18 protein-coding genes are annotated in these 22,580 nt (G+C 63.3%); 4 read left to right on the top strand and 14 right to left on the bottom strand.

The window, feature by feature from the left end:
- The first annotated feature begins 4 nt into the window (after positions 1–4).
- A complete protein-coding gene (locus HRU71_09830; protein QOJ03762.1) occupies positions 5–910 on the top strand; it encodes a CPBP family intramembrane metalloprotease in 906 nt (301 codons plus the stop codon).
- Positions 911–919: 9 nt separating this feature from the next.
- Here the strand turns inward: HRU71_09830 and HRU71_09825 are convergent, their stop codons facing one another.
- From HRU71_09825 to HRU71_09780, 10 genes are all read right to left on the bottom strand, one after another.
- On the bottom strand, positions 920–2,278 hold the full coding sequence (locus HRU71_09825) for an aspartate aminotransferase family protein (GenBank protein QOJ03761.1): 1,359 nt from the start codon (positions 2,276–2,278) through the stop codon (positions 920–922).
- Positions 2,279–2,488: 210 nt separating this feature from the next.
- Entirely contained in the window at positions 2,489–3,571 is a 1,083-nt protein-coding gene (locus tag HRU71_09820; GenBank protein ID QOJ03760.1) for a hypothetical protein, read from the bottom strand.
- A gap of 89 nt (positions 3,572–3,660) precedes the next feature.
- Complete coding sequence (locus tag HRU71_09815; GenBank protein ID QOJ03759.1) at positions 3,661–5,256, bottom strand: PQQ-binding-like beta-propeller repeat protein; 1,596 nt, start codon at positions 5,254–5,256, stop codon at positions 3,661–3,663.
- A 2-nt stretch (positions 5,257–5,258) separates the two neighbouring features.
- Positions 5,259–7,628, bottom strand: a complete 2,370-nt coding sequence (locus HRU71_09810) for a PQQ-like beta-propeller repeat protein (protein QOJ03758.1) — start codon at positions 7,626–7,628, stop codon at positions 5,259–5,261.
- Entirely contained in the window at positions 7,625–8,947 is a 1,323-nt protein-coding gene (locus HRU71_09805; protein ID QOJ03757.1) for an AMP-binding protein, read from the bottom strand. Before HRU71_09805 ends, HRU71_09810 begins: the two co-directional genes overlap by 4 nt.
- 258 nt (positions 8,948–9,205) lie before the next feature.
- On the bottom strand, positions 9,206–11,230 hold the full coding sequence (locus HRU71_09800) for an MFS transporter (protein QOJ03756.1): 2,025 nt from the start codon (positions 11,228–11,230) through the stop codon (positions 9,206–9,208).
- Positions 11,223–11,966 (bottom strand): PH domain-containing protein, encoded by a 744-nt coding sequence (locus HRU71_09795; GenBank protein QOJ03755.1) that lies wholly within the window; start codon positions 11,964–11,966, stop codon positions 11,223–11,225. Before HRU71_09795 ends, HRU71_09800 begins: the two co-directional genes overlap by 8 nt.
- A gap of 50 nt (positions 11,967–12,016) precedes the next feature.
- On the bottom strand, positions 12,017–12,622 hold the full coding sequence (locus HRU71_09790; GenBank protein QOJ04981.1) for a superoxide dismutase: 606 nt from the start codon (positions 12,620–12,622) through the stop codon (positions 12,017–12,019).
- Positions 12,623–12,856: 234 nt separating this feature from the next.
- Entirely contained in the window at positions 12,857–13,126 is a 270-nt protein-coding gene (locus tag HRU71_09785) for a hypothetical protein (GenBank protein ID QOJ03754.1), read from the bottom strand.
- Positions 13,127–13,344: 218 nt separating this feature from the next.
- Positions 13,345–14,388, bottom strand: coding sequence for a PIN domain-containing protein (locus HRU71_09780; protein ID QOJ04980.1), 1,044 nt, complete (start codon positions 14,386–14,388; stop codon positions 13,345–13,347).
- A 309-nt stretch (positions 14,389–14,697) separates the two neighbouring features.
- On the opposite strand from HRU71_09780, the gene HRU71_09775 reads away from it, so the two are divergent.
- Positions 14,698–15,543, top strand: coding sequence for a transposase (locus HRU71_09775; protein ID QOJ03753.1), 846 nt, complete (start codon positions 14,698–14,700; stop codon positions 15,541–15,543).
- Between the two features lie 66 nt (positions 15,544–15,609).
- On the opposite strand, the gene HRU71_09770 is transcribed toward HRU71_09775, so the two are convergent.
- Together HRU71_09770 and HRU71_09765 are read right to left on the bottom strand one after the other, a co-directional pair.
- On the bottom strand, positions 15,610–16,143 hold the full coding sequence (locus HRU71_09770) for a hypothetical protein (GenBank protein QOJ03752.1): 534 nt from the start codon (positions 16,141–16,143) through the stop codon (positions 15,610–15,612).
- A 317-nt stretch (positions 16,144–16,460) separates the two neighbouring features.
- On the bottom strand, positions 16,461–17,186 hold the full coding sequence (locus HRU71_09765) for a DsbA family protein (GenBank protein ID QOJ03751.1): 726 nt from the start codon (positions 17,184–17,186) through the stop codon (positions 16,461–16,463).
- A 372-nt stretch (positions 17,187–17,558) separates the two neighbouring features.
- Here HRU71_09765 and HRU71_09760 point away from each other — a divergent pair, with 372 nt between their 5' ends.
- On the top strand, positions 17,559–18,428 hold the full coding sequence (locus HRU71_09760; protein QOJ03750.1) for a hypothetical protein: 870 nt from the start codon (positions 17,559–17,561) through the stop codon (positions 18,426–18,428).
- 223 nt (positions 18,429–18,651) lie between these two features.
- Here the strand turns inward: HRU71_09760 and HRU71_09755 are convergent, their stop codons facing one another.
- A complete protein-coding gene (locus HRU71_09755; protein QOJ03749.1) occupies positions 18,652–19,227 on the bottom strand; it encodes a hypothetical protein in 576 nt (191 codons plus the stop codon).
- Between the two features lie 230 nt (positions 19,228–19,457).
- On the opposite strand from HRU71_09755, the gene HRU71_09750 reads away from it, so the two are divergent.
- The gene (locus tag HRU71_09750) at positions 19,458–20,792 is read left to right on the top strand and encodes a hypothetical protein (GenBank protein ID QOJ03748.1); all 1,335 of its coding nucleotides are present in this window, start codon (positions 19,458–19,460) and stop codon (positions 20,790–20,792) included.
- A gap of 98 nt (positions 20,793–20,890) precedes the next feature.
- On the opposite strand, the gene HRU71_09745 is transcribed toward HRU71_09750, so the two are convergent.
- Positions 20,891–22,504: a hypothetical protein gene (locus tag HRU71_09745; GenBank protein ID QOJ03747.1), complete on the bottom strand. Its 1,614-nt coding sequence runs from the start codon at positions 22,502–22,504 to the stop codon at positions 20,891–20,893.
- Positions 22,505–22,580 lie beyond the last annotated feature (76 nt).

The raw sequence follows: 22,580 nt of genomic DNA, 5'->3' as shown, positions 1-22,580 counted from the left end.
TGTCATGCACGACCCGAACGACAAGCCCCATGCCCCCGTCGCACGCCCGATCGTCAACGAGTCCCCTGTGCCGCGCGCCGCATTCACCGCCCGGCCGGTTGATGGCGCCGCCGATCCCGTTCAGCCGGATGCTTCGACCGGCTTTTCGCGGCTGATGCTGTCGCGCCGCGCGGCGCTGACGGACATTCTCGCCGTCGCCGCGATGGTCACGCTCTACGAAACCGTCACCATTCTTTCAGGTCTGCACGAGATCCTGCACGTCATCGTCCCGCAAGGCGGGCTGTACGTCGGCATCGCCCTCAACGGACTCTTCTGCCTCGGAGCAGTCAGCGCCGTGCTCAAACTCCGCGATCAGACGCCGGCCGATCTGGGCCTGACGCGGATCGCTCCGCGCCGGCTGATCGGCTGGACCGCCGCCGCCGTGCCGGCCTGCTACGCGCTCGGCGCCGCCGCCGTGATCACGACGCTGTTCGCGACCGGACGGAACATCCTGGAAATGGCCGGCGAGCGAACGGTATTCCTCGACCGCATGAGCGACATAAATGTGTCATGGATCGCGCCGATCGTGCTGTTCGTCGGCGTGTACGAGGAGATTCTCTTTCGCGGGTTTCTGCTGCCGCGGCTGCGAACGATCTTCGGCAGCGAGATTGCCGCGATTATCGTGAGCGCCGCCCTGTTCGGTCTCGCGCATTATCCGAGCCAAGGTCTCGAAGGGGCGATGCAGACCGGCGCGGTCGGTCTCGTGCTGGCGATTCTTGTGACGCGGCTGAAAAACCTTTGGCCCGCGATTCTCACCCACGCCGCCATCGACGGAATCAGCCTGCTCGCGACAATATTACTTCTGCCGGCGATGCAGGAGGCGCTGAACACCCTGACGTCGCAACCGGCGAGCGGGCCGGTCGCACCCTGATCGACTTCGCTACTTCACTTGGGATTCAATCACCCCCAGCGCCTCATCCACCACCGCCACCAGGTACGCCGCGTCGGCACTGGTGATGCACATCGGCGGCTTGATCCGCAGCACGTTACCGTAGAACCCGCCCTTGCCCAGCAGCAGGCCGCGCTCGCGGGCCAGCTCCAGCAACTGCGCGGTCTCCTCCTTGGCCGGCTCTTTGCTGACGCGATCCTTCACAAGCTCGACCCCCAACATCAGGCCCATGCCGCGCACCTCGCCGATCAGCTTGTGCTTGTCCATCAGCGCGGTCAGCCCCGCCTTCAACTCGCCGCCGACCTTCAGCGCATTCGCCTGAATCCCCTCTTCATCAATAATGTCCAGCGTCGCCATGCCATACGTCGCCTGCACCGGGTTGCCGCCGAACGTATTGAAGTGCAACTTGCCGGTCAGCGCCTTGGCGATCGTCGGCGTCGTCGTCACCGCGCCCAGCGCCGTGCCGTTGCCGATGCCCTTCGCCATGCACACCATGTCCGGCATCACGCCCCAGTTCTGAAAGCCCCAGAAATGCGTGCCGGTTCGGCCGAACCCCGTCTGCACTTCGTCGGCGATGCACAGCCCGCCGGCTTTTCGCACTTCTTCGTACGCGATCTTGAAATACTCCGGCGGGGGCGTGACGGCGCCGCCGACGCCCATGATCGGCTCGGCGATGAAGGCCGCGACTTTGCCCGGCGTGGTGAACTTGATCAGCTCACCGATGTCGCGGGCGCACTTCACGTCGCAGCTCGGATACGTCAGCCCCAGCGGACAGCGGTAGCAATAGCCGGGCATGCCGTGGTGCACGCCGAACGAATGCGGCGTGGCGTACTTCCAGGTGCTGTGAGCGGTGAGAGCCATGGTCGATTGCGAGCCGCCGTGATAGGCGTTGCGCAAGGCGATGATGTCGAAGCAGCCGGTGCAGGCGCGGGCGGTGAGAATCGCCAGATCGTTCGTTTCGCTGCCGCTGTTGGTGAAGTAGGTGACTTTCAAATCGCCCGGCATGTGGTCGGCGAGCTTCTTCGCGTACTGCCCGACCGTCGGGTGCAAATAGATCGTTGTCGTATGTTGCAGCAGACCGACCTGGTCGCGGACGCGCTCGACCAGCTTCGGATGGCAGTGGCCGACCGAGACGGTGACGATGCCGGCGAAGGCATCGAGGTACCGCTTGCCGGTTTCGTCCCAGAGGTACTGCATGTGCCCCTCGACGACCATGAGCGGGTCTTTGTAGTAAGTGATCAGCGCGGGCGTGAGGTATTGCTGCCGCAACGCGAGCGCCTCGGCCCGGCTCGGCCCCGTGTACGGCCGCGGCTGATGGTGGCAGACGGGGAGGGAGATGGATTTGGACATGGTGTTTGCCTCGGTGGGCGGCACGACGCATCCGGCATCGAGACGACCTTCTTACGGACTGGGCCATTGTCCCAAGCGAATGGAGGCAAGTCAAAGAACGCGTCGGTCATCGAAGTCGCGGAGAATCAAGGCGTCACTTTCACAAATCGGTGCGGCGAGAACTCACCCTATGCCGCCGACACGAATCTCTCGTACGGGCGCCTGGGCGTTTCAGTACACGCCCTCCACGACCGTCGTGCCGAAGCCCGAGAACGGCCGCACGTTCGCCGTGCCGTCCCACGGATAGCGTTCGCACGGCGGGGTGCGTTTGGCTTCGTCGCGCTCGAGGAAGCGCGGCACGAAGAACTCTTTCGTGAGCGTCGTCAGTCGCACGCGGCCCCACTCGCCGTACGCCACGGGCGTTTTCTCGTCGGTAAAGCTCACCACTTCGAGCATCGCGCGCGGCAGCGGCGGATGATAAATGATGTCGTAGTTGTCGGCCGGGTCGAACGGCTTGCACGTCGCCAGGCCCATCAATGTGTTGCCGTAGGTTGGCACGAATTCGATCTGGCCCTCGCACAGTTCCTCGCGGGCGAACTTGTGAAACTGCGGCGTCATGCTCGTGCCGCCGCAGAAGATGCCCGTGATGCCGGCCTTCACCAGCGAGATGCGATCGGCCAACGCCTCCAGCAGCTTGGGCGTGGCAAACAGGCAGCGGATGTTGTCGTGGGCCTTGAGCAGCGTCAACGCCTGATCGATGACGTGATTGCGATACTCGTCCATCACGTCCAGGCGGCCCTTTTTGATCACCTTCACAACCCATCGCGGGTCCATGTCGAGCATAAAGCAGATGCCGCCGCGAAATTGACAAAGGTGTTCCACCGCGAGGCGCAACCGCCGCGGACCGGTCGGCCCGAGCATGAGCCAGTCAGCCCCTCGGGGGAATGCCTTGTCGTCGAGCGTCTCGCTGAACATCTCGTAATCAGTGCGATAGTCGCTGATGTTGATGCGGCTCTTGGGCACGCCGGTGCTGCCGCCGGTTTCGAAGAGCGATACGGGCTGATTCGCGAAGGCGCGCGGCACCCACCGCCGCACCGGTCCGCCGCGCAGCCACTCATCCTGAAACGGCGGGAACTTGTCGAGATCGGCGTAGCAGGTAACTTCCTTGCGCGGGTCCCAGCCGAGCGACTTGGCGTACTCCAGCCAGAACGGACAGCCGCTGGCCGGGTCGAAGTGCCACGCGACGATCTCGCGGGTGTGTTCATCCAGCCGCTTTCGTGCGGCGGCGACTTGGTCGGTGAGTGATCGGGTCATGCTTTGTTCGCGCGACAGTGCTTACGGTTCTCGATTGGTTGCCCGGCGATCCCGAACGGTCGCGGCTCGGACGGCTCATGCGCCAGCGACTATTTCTTCCCCTCAATCGCAAACACTTCCTTGCGATTGGTGACGTACAGCACGCCGTTGGCCGCTACCGGCGTCGTGTACACCGAGCTGCCCATGTCGTTGGTGGCGATCAGTTTCTTGTCCTTGCCGTGTTCGAACACCAGCACCTCGCCGTCTTCGGTGCCGAGCATCACTTTGCCATCCACAACGTACGGCGAGCCCCAGATCGCCGCCATCGTGTCATGCACCCAATAGCGCTTGCCGGTCTTCGCGTCGAGGCAGTTCAAGAAACCGCTCAAGTCGGCAGCATAGACCAGGCCGTCGGCGATGGCGCACGTCGAAATTGAACGGTGAAAATCCTCATTGCCGATGTGCCAGACCTTGCCGCTCTCGGTCACGTCGCCGGTCCGGGTCGCGTCGATGCAATAGAAGTGACCGATCCCCTCGCCGTGCTCCGGATCCTGGCCGACGCAGACGTAGACCTTGTCGTCATAAATCACAGGCGTCGCGATGATCTCATTGGCCGTGCCGCGACCCCCCAACACGTATTTCGCGCCGGGCGGATTAAGATTGAACTTCCAGATCGGTGCGCCGGTCTTAGGCTCAAAGGCGTAGCACCAGCCGTCGCCCCCGCCGAAGATGATCTGGCTCTTGCCCTTCACCATGCCGTAGGCCGGGCTGGACCACTGGCCGTGAAACGTCTTCTTGCCGCAGTCATTCCGCTCCCAGACGAGTTCGCCGGTGTCCTTGTTCACGGCGATGAAGTCAGCCGCGTCGGGACTGGGCAGATTCAAGTGACCCTCATCGACGCCGTTGGAGGTCAGCACGAACACAAGCCCTTCGGCGACGACGGGGGAAGACGTCGCGAGGTTGTGCGGGAAGACGCCCAGCTCGTCGATCATGTCATAGATCCATACGATGTCGGCGTCCTGCGACTCGGCATACTTCTCGTCCTTGTACGGCCCGTCGTTCTTGCCGTCGAGAAAGCCCTCGGTATCCGCGCAGACGATTTCGCACCGATTGCTCACGTACCAGAGCCGGTTGCCCTCGGCGTACGGGCTGGAGCAAATGCCCTGCTCCGGCCAGTCGTTCACACGGCCCGACGGCAGCTTGTCGTGCGTCGCCTGCCAGAGCATCTTGCCGGTCTTTTCATCGAGACACATGACGACCCCCTTGTCGCCCTTGATCTTCGGACGGTATTCGCCGGTGTTGTTCGTGCCGATGAAGATTTTGCCCTGGTGGATCACCGGGTTGCCGTAAGTCTGCGAACCAAGCGGCGCGACCCACTTGATGTTCGTCTTGTCCTTGATGTTCCACTTCGCGGGGATGTTCTTCTCGCCGGAGACCATGTTGCGATCGGGCGAGCCGCCCCACATCGGCCAGTCGCCGCGCTTGGCCTTCTCCAATGGCTCGGCATGGGATGACAGCGCAAGACCGCAAACCCCGACGGCCAGTGCCGCCATGGCAGCAATTCGAAAACGGATTGAATTGAAATGAACGCTCATCTTCGCGATTGCTCCTGTTCGTTTCGATTGCTCGCGCAATCGGCTCTTTGCGGTTTCGATGGCCTGCGCGCCATCGGCGTCCTGCGACGGGCAAGCCCGTCGGCTGTGCATGCCTACTGATTCACGAGCACGCGGAAATTGTCGATGTACACTTCGGCGCCGTCGCTCTTGTCCGTGGTACCGTTGGAGTAAACAAAAATCCCCGGGCTGCCCTCGGGATTGGGGCACGGGTCTTCGATCTCGATCGTCCAGTCCTTCGGCTCCGCTTCATCCCGTAGCCAGACCTTGCCGCGCACCAGCGCCTTGCTGCCCGCCGGCTCGACGCGAAGCCGGAACCGATACCACGCATTTTCTTTCAACTCGAACGGCATGCGCTTGCGCAGCGCGTGCGTCGGCTCGTCGCGCCACCGCGCCAGCTCCAGCTCCTTCTGCATGCCCAACAGGATCAGTTCGTAGCGAGAATTGATCACGCCCATGTCCGGCCGGAAACGCTTCCGCGCCAGCGTCCCCTGCAAGTCCGCCTCGACGGTGTACCCGCCGGGGATCGGTATCGTCGCGAACGCGCGCATCTTCCAGACGGGCGAGGGCTTGCCCTTTTCGGCCAGCTTCTGAAGCACCATGCTCCCATCGTGCTTCGTCACGCGCGTCTTGCCGCCGACGCCGATCCAACCCGTCGGCGGAAGGCCCTCGCGATGACGCTCGAAATCCTCGTGGATCGGCAGCCACGGCGACACGCGCACCCGTGCCGACGCCGACAAGCCGCCGCCGCTCACCGTCAACATGCCCGTCGTGAACGGAATCTTGTCCATCGTGCTGAACGTGCCGTCCTGACTGATGATCCCGCGAAGGTTGCCGGTCAGCGACCACTCGAGCGGCCCGGCCGTCTCGTTCGTCGGGACGCCGCGGCTGTTGAACGCGCGCACCTCGAACTGCTGCCGCGCACCCGGCATCAGCGTCACGTCCGCGGGGACGATCTGAATGGTCGCGGGCTTCCTATCGTCGCCGGGGTCTTCTTTCGGCTGCGGCGTCGGGTCGGCAGTCTGGATTTTCGCATTCTTGTCGGCAAGGCAGTACATCCCGTAGCGCGTCATGAAATAAACGCGCCCGCCGCAAACCGCCGGCGAGCCGTACAGCTCGTCGATCGCGCCGCCTTCGCGCGGGGCGAACTCCTGCCGGCTAAGCAACTGGCAATGCGCGCCCGCATCTTTGAGGATATAGAAAATACCGTTCTGCTCGCCGACGTAGATCACGTTGTCCGCCGTCACCACGGGCGAGCCTTTGCCCACGCGCCCGAGCTTGAACTTCCAGGCGACCTTGCCGGCCACGGCGTCCACGGCGAACAGCGTCGCCGAATTGTCCACGGCATAGACGCGGCCGTTCGCATATGCAAGTGACGCGTATCCGGCATCGAGACCATCGATCCGCCAGACCTCGCCGCGCTGGGTGATGTCGCCGGTCTTCGATGCGTCGATGCAGACCATGCGGCCCATCACGGTCGAGTCGCGATTCTCCTCGCTGTGCGAGATGAACACGTGTTTGCCCACCCAGACCGGCGAAACGTTCAACCCCAGTTTGCTCAAGGCATACGACCAGACGACCTTGCCGGTGCGCGCTTCCATGCCGTACACGACGCCATCGCCGCACGGCGCCACGAGCAGGCGACGACCCTCCACGACGATGACGATCGGTGTGGCGTACGTCGTGTCCACCGGCGGGCCGCCCGGCTCGGCCCACCAAACCACCGACCCGTCGTGCTTGTTGAACGCGACAAAACGATGGCCCGGCTTGGCGTGATCGCCCCAGTTCGTGTTCAGGAAACTGACGATCACGCGGTCTTCATCCACGATCGGCGTCATCAAGCGGCCGCCGTACCCGCTGATGCGATTGTATTCTTCGGTGAGCGAGTGCTGCCAGAGCAGCTTGCCGTCTTTTGACAAACAGAGAAACTGTCCGCCGGTGCCGTGTGCGTAGAGATTGCCCGTCTCGGGGTCGGCGGCAAGAGCCGTCCAGCCGACGCGCTGGGCGACGATGTCGGAGAAAAAGACATTGAAGCGATAATCCCATAGCGTCTTGCCGGTATCGGCATCAAGACAAATGACTCGCTCTTGCAGGCAATCGCCATCGCCGGCCGGAGCAATGTAGAACACGCGCCCGCCCATTACGAGCGGCGTGGAGCGCCCGCCCTCGGGCGATTTCCAAAGCAGGTTTTCGCCCTCGAGCGACCACGTCTTGACCGTGCCGTATTCGTTCGAAGAACCGTTCTGGTCCGCCCCGCGCCAGTGCGACCAATCGGAAGCGGCGGCCGGCGCAAACGCAATACCCAGCGCGATCGCCGCCGGTGCCATCGCGCGACAGGCCACGCGCTGCGGCGAACGGAAAAGCAGGAACAGAGTTTGAAGAAACGCGAGAGCGACCGCACCACGCGCCGATCCGGCGCCGCACGTCCGATCAGGGGCTTGTTGTCCATATTCGACATTTGTCATTCATCAGGCTCCACGTGTCCCTTTGTCCGGATCCAGCGCTGCGCCTTCATCTCGAACCGCGGCAGGCTCCCCGGTGCGACCAATCGCACCGTCGGACGAAAATTCAGCCGGTCTTTCACGGCCCGCGCGACCGTCTCCGGCAAATCGGAAGCATCCACTCCCGGCGTCGGCTCCAGATCGATGCGAAGCTCGGCCAGTGCGCCGTCGGTCAGCGCTTGCAGTTGAAACTCCACGATGCCGGGATGTTCACGAAGTATAGCCTCGATCGCACCGGGAAACACATTGTTCCCCCGGATCGTCACCATGTCGTCGATGCGCCCCAGGATGCCGCCCACCAGCCGCGCGAACGACCGCCCGCACGCGCAACGACCACGCACCCGCTGCACCAAATCCCCCGTGCGATAGCGAATCAGCGGGCAACCCAGCCGCCCGAGGTTGGTCAGCACCAACTCGCCGGGATGCCCCGCCGCCACCGGTTGCAGCGAATGCGGATCGATCACTTCCGCGATGAACTCGCTCTCGGTCACGTGCATGCCGCCCGGTGCTTCGATGCACTCGAACGCATACGGGCCGATCTCGGTCATCCCGGCGTGATCCAGCACGCGCGCGCCCCACGCCGTCTCAATCCGCTCACGCGTCGCGGGAATGCTGCCGCCCGGCTCCCCCGCGACGATCAGCGCGCGAACACGCGACGCCGAGAGATCGATCCCCGCCTCGCGCGCCACCTCCGCCATGCGCAGCGCGTAGGTCGGCGTGCAGCAGACAAAGGTCGCTTCAGTCTCCAGCAGGTAGTCCAGCCTCGCGCGAGTGGTCATGCCGCCCGCCGGCAGGCAGAGATTCCCCAGTGCCGCCGCCGCCTCGAACGCCGCCCAAAAACCCACGAACGGTCCGAACGAAAACGGAAACACGCACCGATCTTCCGGCGTCAGACCGCCCGCTCGATAGACCATGCTCCAGCAGTGCTTCCACCACGCCCAATCCTCCGGCCGATCGATGAAACGCAATGTGAAACCCGTGCTGCCCGACGTTTGATGAAGTCGAGTGTATTCATTGACCGGATGCGTCAGGATCGTGCCAAACGGCGGCGCGGCTTGTTGATCCTCCTGAATCTCCGCCCGCGTCGTCAACGGCAACGCCGCCAGCACCGCTTCCACCGTCGCCGCTTGACCGATCGACTCCAGGTCAAGACCGTCCCATTTGCTCTGATAAAACCGACTGCACCGCGCGGCCTCGTCCAGCACGCGCGCAAGCTTGGCGCGCTGAAGCTTCGCCAGCCCCTCGGGCGACAACGTCTCATCCTGCCGGACGTGATAACTCATCGGCGCTCATCACGCGGACTTTCATCCACCGCACATCCGCAATCGATTCTAACGGCCTCGGCCGTCAACCGTCACACAGCCGCCCGCAGCACTCGCTCACCGCAACGGCACCGCTACCGCTCCTGCGGGTTGCGCATGCACGCGGCAATCAACGTCCCCGCAAGACAACGAATCTTAACGATCCCTCGGCCGACGACGACGTCGGCCGCGACGTCCCTGCGCAAACCGGAATCATCGCGCTGCGATTCCTCTGGTTTCTCAAAGGATCACGCCATCCTGCGACACGGGACGATCGCGCAAGGCAAGAATGCTGTCCATGATCGTCGCGGCCGCCGCAGCGTACGCCTCACGATCCTTTTCGCGCCCGGCGAAGGCCGAGAGATCCACCGGCGGACCGAATCGAACCGTTGCGTGATGGCGCTGGAAGAACGGCAACATCATGCTCAACAGGTCCAGCAGATTCGACCAGCGCGAGCGCCGCGCCGCCGAGCCGCTGGTCCAGTCGTGCGCCGGGCGAAGACCGTCGATGTAGGCGGGGATCACGATCGCCCCGCTGCGCAGCGCCAGCAACCCCACGCCTTCGCGCGGCTCCTGCGGACCGTCACGTGGAACGATCCGTCCGGTTGGAAAGATCCCCAGCGCCTTCCCCTCGGCCAAGTGACGCAGCGCCGCCTTGATCGATGCCGTGTCATTCCCGCTGCGCGAGACGGGTACGCATTCGATCGCCCGGCACAAACTTCTTAGGATCGGCAGCGCCGCGTACTCCTTGGCGATCATGTAGCCGATCGAGCGATTTGGCGAGCCGGCGGTGAGAACGAACGGATCAAGCACGGAATTGTGATTCGCGGCGATGATGACCGGCCCCTCAACGGGAATGGTGCACAGACCGATGCGCCGGCACCGCGGCATCCACGCGCAATAGAACGAATTGAGATTTCGCCAGAACGTCAGCCACACGCCGAACCGTCCGCGGCGCAGACGCACGCGCGTCGTCCAAACACCCGTGCCGATCAGCGCCATCGAGACGATCGCCGTGATCCACGATACATGTTTGTCGATCTCCGGCCAGTCGGGGATGCCCAGCGCGCCGGTCGCCGCCAGCAGACCGGCAATGCTGAACATGTCGTTCACGCCGAAGATGCGCCCGCGATGGCTGTCGGGCACGATGCGTTGAAGCAGAGCATTGACGCTGACCCCGATGCCCGAACCAAAGAACCCCACCATGAAAATCGCCGCAGCCCCGGCCGGTCGGCCCCAGCCCAGCAGGATGACCGCAGCGAGAAACAGGCCCGCCAGGCCGGTGAGCTTCAGACACCACGAAATCGCCAGTTCGCTCCGCAGGGCCGACCCCAGCAGCGTCAGCACGACGGAACCCACGAGCAGACCGACGCCAAGCAGCCCCTGAAAGACCCCGATCTGCTCGTAGGTTCCGCCGAAGACGTCCTTCACCAGCGCGGGGATGATGCTTCGCACGACCGAAGCGCCGGCCCAGAAAACCGTGGAGACCAGAATCACCTCCAACACGCGGCGATGTGTGCGGACGTATCGAAACGCCTCGGTGACGGCGCGCAGGCCGTGCTCAGACGGTCCACGATGGACGGCGGCCGGCGGTCGAATCGCAAAGACCAGCACAGCGCTGACGAGAAACGTGGCGGCGTCAAGGATGAAGTTCGCACGCACGCTGTAACGCTCGACGAGCATCGCGCCGACGAGAAACGACGCGATGCTGGCGATCATGCCCAGCCCCGCGGTGCAGGCGTTGGCGCGAATGAGTTGATCGGTGCGCACGAGCGTGGGCAGCAGGGACAATCGCGCGGGCGAGAACATCGCGGCAAACACGCCCAGCAGGGCCAGCGGCAGAATGGCGACGCCGACGGTGAGCGGCGTGTCCGGTGCGTGCCCCAGCCGCTGGTGAATGCCGGTGAGGATCGCGAACATTTCGAAGATGACCACCGCGCGGATCAGGTCGGCGGCGACCATGATCGCGCGACGCGGCAGGCGATCGGCCAACCATCCAAAGATCGGCCCCAGGCAGAAAAACGGCGCCATGAAGGCGAACAGCATGATGGCGTTGCGCCGCGTCACGTCGGTGACCGATGGATCCAGCGCGTTCTGCATCTTCAGCAGCGCCATCTCGGAGACGTGATCGCCGAAGGCGCTGACGCCGTAAGCCAGCCACAGCAGGATAAAGTTGCGATTGCGATAGAGCGGCACGGGGTCGACCGCGCCGGGCGACGCCGCGGCGTAACCGGCTTCGGGGCGTGGCGAGGTCGCGTCAGACATTCTCAATGAACAGGGTGCCTTTGGTGCGAACCGCGCGAACGGTGCGACGGATGTTCTCGGCGACCTCGGCGGGTACGTCGATGGATTCGAGAACAACGTTTTCATCGGTGCGGTCGCTGCCGATGACCTCGACGTTGCCGGTGTTCAGGATGCGATCCATCAGACCTTGCTTAAGACGAACGTCTTCAACGCGCACCAGCTCGGTCTGATCGGTCGTCCGGCTCAAGATGCCCCGATGAATGAACAGCCGCTGCGTCGTGAGGCGATACTGCCGGCTGAAGACGACCAGGGCGTGGCGCACGAACAGCACCACCGCCGCCGCGGCGATCAGCCCCCAGGCAACGTCACGCAAGCGACTGCCTTGATCGACGTACTTGTAGACCAGGATGGTCAGCGCGATCGCGCCAAGCAACCACAGCGCCCAGACGCCGGCTGACGCCTTCCATGCCGGCCGGCCGCGCCAGACTTCCTTCTCGTGCGCCGGGTCGCGATAGGTTTCCGAGCCGGGCGGCGCGTGCTGCGCCAGCGATTCCGGAGTGGCCCCCGCCGTCAAGGCGGTGGATGGGGCCGATGCCCCGGGCGATTGCGCCGGGGCAGCGCCAGACCGCGGCGTCGAGGCGGACCAGACGCCCCCGGGCGACGACGCGGTTTTCGCGCCGGGGCCGACGCGCGTGCCACAATGGCGGCAAAACACGCTGTCGGCCTCGATCGTCACCTTGCACTGGGGACAGGTCATTTTGTCGGCGCCTTCGTGCGCCGACCGCTTGCGCGATCGGCCCGTTGTAATCACTTCATCGCGGCGGCGTAGCGAGACTCGACGTCCTTCCAGTTCACGACGTTCCACCACGCCTTGACGTAGTCCGGCCGGCGGTTCTGGTATTTCAGATAATACGCGTGCTCCCACACGTCGCACATCAGCAGCGGCGTCGTGCCGACCGGCGTGCCCATCTGCTGATTCAGCATCGTAAAAACCACCAGCCGACGCAGCGCCGCGTGATAGGCCAACACGCCCCAGCCGTTGCCCTCCACCGTCGTCGTCGCGGCCGTGAAATGTGCCGTGAACTTGTCATATCCGCCAAAATCCCGCTGGATCGCGTCGGCCAGTTTGCCCGACGGCTGCCCGCCGCCGCCCTTGCTGCTCGGCGCCATGTTGTTCCAGAATACGACGTGATTGAAGTACCCGCCTGCGTGGAACGCCAATTGCCGCGTCAGCGCCGGCACGCCCGCGAGGTCTCCGCTCGCCCGCGCCTCGGCCAGCTTCTTCAAGGCGCCGTTCAATCCGTCCACGTAGGCCTTGTGATGCTTGCCGTGGTGAATCCGCATCGTCTCTTCGTCGATGTGCGGCTCGAGGTCTTTGTAGTCGTATGGCAACGCCGGCAAGGTGTATTCCATCGGCGGATCGCCGCCCTCCTCCAACAGGGCCATCGCCGAGGCCGCGCCCGCGCAACCGGGCAGCAGCGCCATTCCGCCAAAAGCCGACAATCCGCTGATAAACTCTCGTCGCGTGGTCATCTTTGAATCCTCCTGGGGAGTATCACCCGCAGCCATATCTTGACCGCACCGCCGAAGACTTCAAGCACGCGCCATCACGTCGGCTCGATTCGGGTGGTGCGTCGAGGACGCCCCCTACTTCTTCGCCAGCCAGTCCTTCACATGCCGCGCCAGCAGGGTCGGGTCGCGCGAATCCAGGATGTGCTTCGCCAGCGACTCCTTGACCTTCAGGTTCTTCATCGCCAGCGCGACGCGCTGCCAGAGGCGTTCGAGCTTTTTTTCGCCATCCGCGAGGAACAACTCCCCCGCCAGCTCCGACAGCTTCGCGAGCATGATATCGTCGCGGTGTTCGTAATAACGCTCGACGATTTTCTTCTGATGCCGTGACAGGTCCGCCATATGCATCACGCGTTTTCCATAAACCCATCGGTGGGCAGCGCACCACCGATGCCTGTTCCTTTCATGCCTTCGTATAGTCGCCTCGGCGTCACCTACAAGCGGTTTCAAAACCCCCTCTCCCTTTCAGGGAGAGGGTCGGGGTGAGGGTGAATCATTTTGTTTGAACTACTTTTCCCCCTCACCCAACCTCTCCCCCAAGGGGGAGAGGAGTTTTAGAACCTGTTCTAGATCGTCCCGCTGTTGCCGCTCGCTCGGCGGCGCGCGTCAGAAGCAGCCGGACCGCCCGACGCGCCTTCCATCCGGCCGAAGATCATCCGCCCCGCCGACGTCTGCAATACGCTTGTCACCGTCACGAGCACCGTCTCGCCCAGTCGATTGCGCCCCTGCTCAACCACGACCATCGTGCCGTCATCGAGATACCCCACTCCCTGCCCCGGCTCCTCACCCGGCTTGATCAGTTTCACCTGCATCGCCTCGCCCGGCAGCAGGACGGGCTTCATCGCGTTGGCCAGATCGTTGATGTTGACCACTTTCACGCCGCGCAGCTTCGCCACCTTGTTCAGATTATAGTCATTCGTCGCCACCTGACCGTTCAGATGCTGCGCCAGCGTGAGCAGCTTCAGATCCACCGGCTCGTTCGGATCGGCCCCCGGCGGCAGCGCATCGTATATCTGCACGTCGATGTGCGGGCTGCCCTGCATGCGGTTCAGCACGTCCAGGCCCCGGCGGCCGCGATTGCGCTTCAGCTTGTCCGTCGAATCGGCCACCGCCTGCAACTCCGAAAGTACGAAGCGCGGCACAATGAGCCTCTGATCAATAATTCCCGTGTCGCATATGTCGGCGATGCGACCGTCGATGATGACCGACGTGTCGAGGATGATCGGCCGCTGTCCCTTTACCTGCTTCGCGAACTCCACATAGGGTATCACAAAGCGGATGTCGTCCTTGGTCTGGAGAATGAAGCTCACGCAGAAATAGCAGACGATGATGCCGATCAGAACCTTCGTGATGTCAATGACGGGGCGCGTGTCGCCGACGGTAAACGACGGCGGAAGAAACGCGGCCGCCAGGGCATCGACCACGAACGCCAGGCCGAAGGCAATCAGCAATCCGATGGTCAGCCCGAAGAACAGCCCCGCCAATGCCTGGAGGCTCTTGCGCGGGATGGATGCATCCACCGCGATGACGCCCGCAGCCAGAACCAGCGAGCCGAGAATCAGCCAGACGCGATACTCGGGGAGCAGGCTGCCCTTCTCGACATAGCTCATGCCGACGGCGAGCAGCGCCAACGTCAGGAAGACTCGAAGCGCAATGGACAGCACGGTACGACCTCCGAACGGATGAAGGATGATTCGGATGCGGCGAACCGGCACGGTGGATAAACCGAGCGCGGCGGGCGACCGCGCCGATGGATCGGACCGAAGATGAAGCGCCCGAGAACGAACCGGTGGCCGCCATGACGGAGGGAAGTATAGGCGGACTTCAGACGTTCGTCGCCTGAATGGGAGGCCGAAGAATCAGGTTTGCTTCGTTGAAAACATCTTGACTTCGAGGCGTTGATTTTGTAAACGCCGTTCATGGCGAAGAACACCAATCTCCTGCTGAACGTCGCAACGCTGAGCATGAAGGTCGCCGGGCGGTGCCTGCTGCCGTACGGCCACCCGAAGAGTCCGCATAAGTTCACGCAGCGGCAACTGATGACCTGCCTGGTGCTGCGGGCTTATACCAAGACCACCTATCGCGGGGTGATTGAACTGCTCGAAGCCTCGGGCCAGCTTCGCCGCATTCTGTGCATGGAGCGGCTGCCGCACTACTCGACGCTCAAGAAGTTCGCTGATCGCACGGTGATTCCGGAGATTCTGGAATTCCTGCTGCAAGAGATTCTGCGTGAGGTGGGTGACCAGAGCGACGAAGTGGCGATGGATTCGACGGGTCTGGAGACCTCGTCGGCCAGCGCTCACTACGTCAGCCGCAGCGGGCGGCAGCGCCAGCAGTACGTGAAGGTGTCGGCGTCTGTGACCTGCAAGAGCATGCTGGCGGCGGGCCTGGTCGTCGGCTGGGGGCCGGGCAACGACAAGGCTGAAGCGCGCTGGCTCCTGACGGAAACCGCCCAGAAGCTGCGCCCGAAGTATTTGTACGCGGATGCCGGCTACGATGCGGAGTGGGTTCATACGTACTGTCGTGAGACGTGGGGCGTGCGCAGTTACATCCCGCCGGCGGTGCATCGCCGCGATGGCGGCGTGAACGGTCGCTACCGATCGCAGATGACGCGGCTGCCGAAGCGGTATGGTCGTCGCTGGCATGTCGAGTCCTTCTTCAGCGGGCTCAAACGCACCATGGGATCGCACCTGAACGCCCGCACAGAACGCGGTCTGTTCACCGAAGCAGCGATCCGCGTCCTGGCCTACACCCTCCGGCGATAGCCGGGGGCAAATTCGCAGCAGATGTTGTCAACAGAGCAAATCAGGTTCAACCACGTTCGCCCGCGATCACGGCGGGAGGAAGGCATAGTCGATCCGAAATCCGCCGGGCGCGGCCGGATCTTCTTCAAACGTAAAAGTCAGCAGGCCCGCACCCGTGGTATCGGTTATGTCCTTTCGCGCGCAGGTGAAATCGACCCCGTTGAGCAAGTTGATGCCTTGTGCCGTCCCTTCGGTCGGCTCGGCCTCCAGCGGGTCGCCCAGCGGCGCGGAGGAGAAAAAAACTCCCTCCACCAGCGCGCGCTCATCCGTGATGTTGATCTGCGGATTGTTGCGATTCTGATCGATCAGGCGAATCAACTCCTCGCCGCCGATCGAAAACGTCTTGCGACATGGCGCCGCCACCACGGCCGTGGCGGTGTTGCCCTCGATTCGTCGCTGCCCGAAGTTGGTCGGCAAGCCGTCCTGATCGAGCGGGTTGTAACTCCCAAACGTAAAGATCGCGCGGAAGGGCGTATTGTTGATGAAGCCGACCTGGACCGCACGCGTCGCCACTTGGCCGATCGGCCCGGCGAAATCGCTCTGCGCCGCCGGCAAATTCACGACGGCTGTCGTCGTACACGAGCCACATGCCCACAACCCCACGCCTATCAGCAAGAATAAACTTATCGGACGACCTGGTGCCATGACTTGCTACTCGTCTCGCGAGGAAACTTCGGCCGCGCATCGGCGCGACCGGCGCGAATTCCATCGGTCAGCCGTCACGAGCGTCATCAGTCAAAGGCGAGGACAAAATCAGAACGCGGCCCAGCGCAGATGCGCAACGTCCGTTCCGCGCAAAATCGGCATCGGAACGCGCAAGGCTTGCCTGCCCCCTGCGCGACAACCAACGCACGATGGCCGACACACGAGAACTGGAACTACCCGCCAAGTTCCTGATCCACGGCCGCCCCGAGCTGCGCCGCGGTCTGGAAACCGGCGATTCGCCGAGCATTGACAAAAAACGTCGGCGTCGAGGTCACCCCCAGCGCGCTGCCGGAGTTCACATCCTGCTGAACGCGCGCAGCCTTGGCGTTGCCGCCAAAACAGGTGTCGAAGGTGGCGCCGCTGGCCCCCAGGGCAATGGCGTAATTGCGCAGCGACTCGTCCGACAGCGTATTGACATCGCTGGAATTGGAAAATACGTCGTCGATGTAATCGTAAAAATCAACCTGATCCGACGCGCACTCGCTCGCCTCGGCCGCCGGTTGCGCGCGCGGGTGAATGTTCGTCAGCGGGAAATGGCGATAGACGAACCGCACCTTGCCGGTGTCAATGTAATTGGCCTTGAACGTTGCGAACTCCTGCCTCGCGAATCGGCCGCAGAACGGACACTGCAAATCACTGTACTCCACGACCGTCACCGGCGCATTCGCATTGCCCAGGACATGATCCGACGCGGTGATCTGCGGACCGCCGCCCGTGTTGCTGTTGCCATTGTTGTTGCCGTTGTTGTTGCCCGGCGGATTCAGGTTGACGTTGCAGGTGCCCCCGGACATCCCGCCAGTGGCCAGGAACATGCCGGCGGCGGTCACGGCCAGAAGATAGACCGATGCAGGCCGACGGCGGGAAATACGATTCACAACGTTGGAACGCGCGCTACCCATATGTGACTCCACGATTTGCTGCGCTGGGCGAGGGTGATGGCACGCCCTGTCCGAAAGGCGGGAACGCCAACTGCTGCTCTAGTATACGAGCCCGCTCAAGCGACGGTCAATCCAATCTTCTCTCGGCCTCCCCTCTCGGCAACCGTCCTGAACACGCCTCGCCGACCGGATTATCGGTCGTCCAGCCAAACTCGCCCGATTCGAGCCTTGCTATTCGCTTTGCGCTAATCCAAAGCGGACCGTCGGGCGAAAGAATAGGAGGATGAACCCTATCAGCCGAGTGGAAATGGACACCTTCACCATGCAACAATCGAATGGGCGAGCCTCGACAGAGGCCCCCGATCCTCGCCAGCCTATTGAGGGGTACGTCGCGTGAATCCCAATCGAAGCGTGGGGCCGGCTTTTCCGCGCCGAATCGTCTGCAAATCGTTCGTGCTGCTGGCGGCGCTGGCGGGGCTGGGCTGCACCGGGCTGAACTTCCTGTTCGGGCCGGAGCTGTTTCCCCCGGAAAAGACGACCGACCTGGATCTCGGCATTGCCATTGTGAATCCCGCCGCTGCAACGACGACGACCGTGGGCGTGCAGACGATTGTGCAGTGGGCCGACATTGCGACCATTCCAGGTACCGTCGTGCGCATCTCCGCGCAGCGAGAGAACAATCTGGCTGAACCGATCGGTGAGCCGATCCAGCTCGTTGGCGATGGAACCCCCGGCAGCGGACGCGATGCCATCGGCGACGGCGAGAACGACAAGTTCGTTTGGGACATCGTCGGCGTGCGCGTCGGCGACTACGTCATTACCGCCACGATCGAAGCGCCCGATGGCACCACCAAGACCGCCCGATCGCGCGATCCGGATCGAGGCACGACCGGCATCTTCACCATCACCACGGCCCTGCCGGTACCGACCTTCACGTTCACCGCGCCGGCCGCCGACACGACCGTCACGACGGGCAACACGACGAACATCGCCTGGAACGACAACGGCAACGCGAATGCTGACGCGCTGCTGACGCTCGGCCTCGACCCGGACGATGACCGCGACAACGGCAACGAGATCATTCTCGTGCGGGATCAGTTGCTTAGCGAAGGTGGCAACACCGGGCAATTCACCTTTGCGTTTCTCGATGAAAACGGCAACGGCGTGCCCGACGGAACTTACAACGTCTTTGCGATCGTTGATGACAACGCCAACGACATCGTGCGGGCGACTGCGGCGGGCCAATTGCTGCTGAATCCGTAAGATGCCCTGTGTCGGCGTGATGCCACGTCGCAATTCCGCGAACGCCGGAATCCACGCATGCCCACCTTACCCGGCCCTCCGCCTTGGCGGAGGTGACGGAACCGAGGCAGCTTCTCGTTCGCCACGGCTGACGGATCGCCAGCCGCCGGCTTGCATGCGCATGGATGCAGTGTGAGCTGTGGGATTTGAGATTTCAAACCCACGGCCGCTTCACGACCGCGCGTCATCCACCGTTGACGGTGTGGCACTCAAAACAGACATTGGGGTTGGTCTTGTACTTCTGGGGATGCCAGGGAGGCAACGGATAAACCGTGTCCTCGCCGATGTGACACTTGCCGCAGGCTTCGACCGGCTGGTTGTGCGAATCGCCGCGCGTGGCGTCGAAGCGTGATTGCATCTCGCCAACCGGCTGATAGACGCCTGTAGTTAATCCTTCGAGCTGGTTCAGCACGGCCGACAGCGCTTCACCGCTTGCTTCGTCCTCGCCGTACACCGTCACCATCTTGTCGGTCGTGTAGTCGCCCTGCGTGTAAAAGTTGACGGGAAACGACGCGCGCGCCAGTCCGTTGGACGGCTCGATCAAAACGCGCCAGTCGCCGCAGCCGCACGAGGCGAGCATGAAGTCGCCGATCGGCGTGCCCTGCGCCGTTCGCAGTTTGCCGAAATAGGGATTCGTATTCGCCGGCCCGCCGGGCACGATGGTTAACCCCGACGGCGGTAAAATCGGCGTCGGAAACAAATTGCAGCCGACGAGAATGACAAGAACACCAAGGTATAGAACGCGGTGAGTCGTGCGCATATTGCCCCTCGCAAAACCGACCGATCTGCACGAGAGATCGGTCCGACTTTCCACTCCGATTGCACTATTCTATGCTTTCCGGCGTGGAAAGACCATACTCAAGCCGCGCGTGGCTGTTATCGGACTAATCGCCCGCAACGGAAGGACGTTCGATGTCACATAGCCAATCCAATGCACACCATCCTGAATCACACCTGACATCCCAATCCACACGGCGGCGGAGTCGCAGAATGCTGTTTGCCGCGGTGGCCGGCGGGATGGCGCTGTGTGTTGCCATTGCAATGGTGGAATTGGGGCTGTGGATTTTTGCGCCGTTAAGTTACCACGAATGGCTGGAGATGATCCCCGACGGGAACATCTCCTATCGCATGGCGCCGTTCCAGGTGGTGGACAACGCTCGGGGCAACCAAGTTCGCATCAACAAGTACGGCTTTCGCGGGCCGGACTACGCCTACGCCAAGGCGCCGGGCACACTCCGAATCGAGGTGTTCGGTGGGTCCAGCGCGTTCGAGTATTTCTCCAGCAGCGACGAAAAAACTTGGCCCGGCGCGCTGGAAAAGAAGCTGCGCGAGCGTCTGAAGATGCCCGTGGAGGTCATCAACCTCGCGCTGCCCGGGCTGGACAACTTCGCTGGAAAAATAAACTACCTTTGCAATGGCCGTGCCTTCAAACCGGATGTCATCATTCAGTACGAAGCGTTCAATGACATGGGCCAGCGCCGTTTCCGAACGCTGGAGTCGCTGCCGTTCATCCCGATGGGCGTGGGCGGGAATCGGCCGCTGTGGATGCAACTGGCGCGCAAGACGCAGATCGGCCGCCGCGGACGCGTGCTGTACTTCACGATGACGAAGCGCTCGATGGAAGGCGCGTACGTCCTGACGGATGAGCAGAAGGAACCGGAGATCGCCAGGCCCGTGCACCCCAACGCCTTCGCGTGGTATCGGCGGAACCTGGAAGATTTCGCGTTGCTTTCCGCGAGCGATGGCGTGTTGTGTGTGCTGTGTTCACAGTCGTACCTCGGCACCAAGGAGAATATCACGCGCCCGGAGATCCGCGAGGCGCTGGCCTATTCGCCCGACCGCTGCGGCATGACGCTGGAACTGATCGTCGAGACGTATGAGAAGATGAGCGCGATCGGAGCGGAGGTGGCAGAAAAATACAATTGCATCTTTTTCGACGGCTACCGCGCTGTGCCGCACGACCTGGAGCACATCCGCGACAACGTGCATTTCTTCGACAAGGGGTCCGAGGTGCTGGCCGAAACCCTGGCGCAGCGATTGTTGAACGACGCGCGATTCATGAAAGTCGTCGAGCGCGTACGAAGCGAAAAGGCAGGCAGACCGGTTAGCCAGGGTGCGTCCTCGACGCACCAGGCTGACCGAAGCGCACGTTCAGGATTCACCGCCAGCCCGGCTCGAAGACCTTCAAGACCGCCGACCTGGGCATCGAACTGTTCCACCCCGGCCAGCGCAACCGCCCGCGGCCTCGACGGCAACGACGAGGCCGGCCGGGCCGTAGAAGCTGTTTCAAACTCCCTCTTCTTTTCAGGGAGAGGATTGGGGTGAGGGTGAATCATGTTCCTTGAAACGCCTTTCCCCCTCACCCGACCTCTCCCCCAAGGGGGAGAGGAGTCTTGAAATCAGTTCCAGCCAATCACGCACGATTATCGCAACTCAATCTCAAACGATTGTCGGAATGCCTGCGCCGGGCCTTCGCCGCGGACCAAGGAGTACGTCGCAGTGCCGTGGAGCGACATTCCCCTGGCCCGTTTGCCGGCAGGCAGCGTGAGGTGAAAGCGCACCAAGCGCGGGCGCGAGGCCGGCGGCTCGTCATATACATTTGTATGCGACACGCGTTCACCGGGGCTGCGGGCGTGCGGTTCCGCACCCTCCTCCTCCTCCTCACCCTCGCGCGAGCGGCCGTCCCGCGAATCGGATTCGGCAACTGCTTCCTCCGCGTCTGATTCGGCACCCGGCCATGCCGGCCCACCCACCGCCGGCCATGTCACGTATCGAACCGCGTACGACTGCTCGGCGATGTCCAACTCGCCGGCGGGCGGCTTCTCCAGCCGAACGGTCGGCCCCTGCTTCGTCGCCCAGCCGAAACCGTCGGCCGCATCGGGGATGAACGCCACGATCACCGTCACATGATCGGCCTTGTTCACGCGCCATGTATGCTGCGCCGTCTCGATGCGAACGGCCGTGTGATCCTCCGGCGCGGCCTCGCCGGCATCGGGCACCGCTTCATCATTTGCCGCGATCTTGTCACCCGTTTCGACCGGCAACGGTTCGATGTCCAACCGCGCGTGGCTGCCCGTCGCGTTTGCCTTGCGGAGCCATTCGTAGGGCGCGGGGCCTTTGCCCGTCGGGAGGAACGGCACGAGCCGCAGTCGCAGCGCATCGCACTCCTTATCGAGCCTGGCCGCGGCGGCCCAGGCATCGATCGCGGCGGCGAGATCGCCGGGCTGGCGTTGTGGGCGATCGAATCGCATGCGATAGGCGATGCCCAGTCGCAGGAGCGCCTCGGCACGGGCCGGTTCCTGGGACGCGAGCTGGCGATAGAACTCGATGGCTTCGTCGATCTGCGGCGGCTTGCCGGCGAGCACGAGGGCGTCGGCATGAGCGAGAAGCTGCTCGGGGCCGGGGGCATCGCGCGCGGCGCGGCGCGTGACGCGCGTTTCGGGCAACTGCTCGCGATCCTCCTCGGCGATGGCAGCGGGTTCGATGGGCTTGCCCCGGCCCAGCATTATTAGCAAGTTATCAAAATCCTCGTTGCCGGCTACTTCGCGCGGGGCCCCCTTGCGAGGAACGTAGACCAGCCGGGGCAGATGCCGGGCGCCGGTCAGGTTCAGCACGTCGTGGGCGATGGGTTCGGTGATCCGGTGAGCGGACGCGAGCACGCGCACGCGATCGGCGTAATGATCGTGCGCGATGGGCAGCAGCCAAAGCTTGTGGGCCTTCACCAGCGCGGCGGACTTCTTGTGCCAATCCAGCAACGCCTCGCGCGACGCCGCATGACCCGCGGCGAAATGCACCACCAGCACCGGCCGCCCGCGAAAGTCCGACAGCGCAATGCGATCGGTGCCGTCGAGCGTGGGCAGCACGAAGCGGGAGTACACCTGGGCCCGCGCATCGGACGGCTCCTCGTGCGGCGGAGGCGCGGGCTGGTTCGCACGGGTAACGCCTGCCCCGGCCATCAGCGCGCCCAGCGCCATCGCACGGAACCGCGCGCGATGCATCGCCCCGCGGGTAACAGGATGTCGCGAGAAAATGCTCATTGGCTCGAATGCCCCGGAGATCATGCATTATACAACAAACGAGTGGACGCGTCTTGTTGACAACCGGTCGGCCCTG

The sequence above is a fragment of the Planctomycetia bacterium genome, from assembly GCA_015200345.1.
GTDB lineage: Bacteria > Planctomycetota > Phycisphaerae > UBA1845 > UTPLA1 > PLA3.
This window is presented reverse-complemented; position numbering and strand designations above follow the sequence as displayed.